This window comes from Ramlibacter sp. (assembly GCF_036676645.1).
Taxonomy (GTDB): Bacteria; Pseudomonadota; Gammaproteobacteria; order Burkholderiales; family Burkholderiaceae_C; genus Ramlibacter.
The window spans coordinates 1-1,637 of record NZ_JAKFCM010000038.1; the positions used below are offsets into that span (position 1 = coordinate 1).

The window sequence follows — 1,637 nt, forward strand, 5'->3', positions numbered from 1 at the left end:
GTGGGCAACGTCTACGTGAACCGCAACATGATCGGCGCCGTGGTGGGCGTGCAGCCCTTCGGCGGCGAGGGCCTGTCCGGCACCGGCCCGAAGGCGGGTGGACCGAACTACCTGCTGCGCTTCTGCGCCGAGCAGACCCTGACCATCAACACCACGGCGGCAGGGGGCAACGTGGCGCTGTTCGCCGGGCCGGCGCACTGAGGGGGCTGGAACCGCTGTCGCCCGTACGACCGGTGCCGGGTGCGTGAAAACGGCTCGGCCGCCAGAATGGCCGCATGAACACCGTGCGCTCCCCTCTGCAGGCCCAGATCGTGCAATGGCTCGTTGCCCCGGGCGACGCGGTGCGGGCCGGGGACCTGCTGCTGGTTCTGGAAGCCATGAAGATGGAACACGAGCTGCGCGCCGACCGCGCCGGGCGCGTGAGCGAACGTTTTTTCGCCGAAGGGGAGACGGTGGATGTCGGGGCGGCGCTGTTGCGCCTGGACCCGTTGGCAGCGCCGCAGGACGCAGGGGCGGGCGCCGGCAGCGGGGCCGCGGCGCCGGCCGCACCCACGCAGCCACCCGGTCCGCGCGACGATCTGCGGCGGCTCCAGCAGCGGCTGGCACACACGCTGGACGGTGCCCGCCCCGAGGCCGTGGCCAGGCGCCATGCCCTGGGCCTGCGCACGGCGCGCGAGAACATCGCCGACCTGTGCGACGACGGCAGCTTTCTCGAATACGGCGCGCTCGCGGTGGCCGCGCAGCGCAGCCGCCGTTCGGAAGAAGACCTGATCGCGAACACGCCGGCCGACGGCATGGTGACCGGCATCGGCTCGGTCAACGGCCTCATCTTCGGCGCCGAGCGCGCGCGCACCGTGGTCATGGCCTACGACGCCACCGTGCTGGCGGGCACGCAAGGCATGCGCAACCACGCCAAGACCGACCGCCTGCTGGGCATCGCGCTGGCCCAGCAACTGCCGGTGGTGCTGTTCGCCGAGGGCGGCGGTGGGCGCCCGGGCGACACCGACATGCCCATCGTGGCCGGTCTGCACGTGGGCAGCTTCGCCGCCTTCGCACGTTTGTCGGGGCAGGTGCCGGTGGTGGGCATCGCGGCGGGCCGCTGTTTTGCCGGCAATGCGGCCCTGCTGGGTTGCAGCGACGTGATCATCGCCACCCGACAGAGCAACATCGGCATGGGCGGCCCGGCGATGGTGGAGGGTGGTGGACTCGGCGTGTTCCGGCCCGAAGACATCGGCCCTTCCGCCGTGCAGCACGCCAACGGCGTGATCGACGTGCTGGTGGACGACGAGCCACAGGCCGTGGCCGCCGCGCGCCACTACCTGTCGTTTTTCCAGGGCCGCCTGCCGGACTGGATCGCGCCCGACCCACAGGGGCTGCGCGACGTGGTACCCGAGAACCGTCTGCGGGTGTACGACACCCGCGCGGCGATGGACGGGCTGGTGGACCAGGGCAGCCTGCTGATGCTGCGCACGGGCTTCGGTATCGGCATCCACACCGCGCTGGCGCGCATCGAGGGCCGGCCCGTGGGCCTGATGGCCAACAACCCGCTGCACCTGGGCGGCGCCATCGACGCCGACGCGGCCGACAAGGCCGCGCGTTTCATGCAGCTGTGCAACGCGCACGGCCTGCCCCTGGTG

The 1,637-nt window shown here is 72.1% G+C and carries 2 protein-coding genes; both read left to right on the forward strand.

Annotation, left to right across the window (positions count from 1 at the left end):
* On the forward strand, window positions 1-201 hold a 201-nt coding region (locus V6M57_RS06640; protein ID WP_332814206.1), incomplete at its 5' end, for a hypothetical protein.
* Window positions 202-284: 83 nt separating this feature from the next.
* Window positions 285-1,637: carboxyl transferase domain-containing protein (locus V6M57_RS06645; protein ID WP_332814207.1), on the forward strand; the 1,353-nt coding region annotated here is incomplete at its 3' end.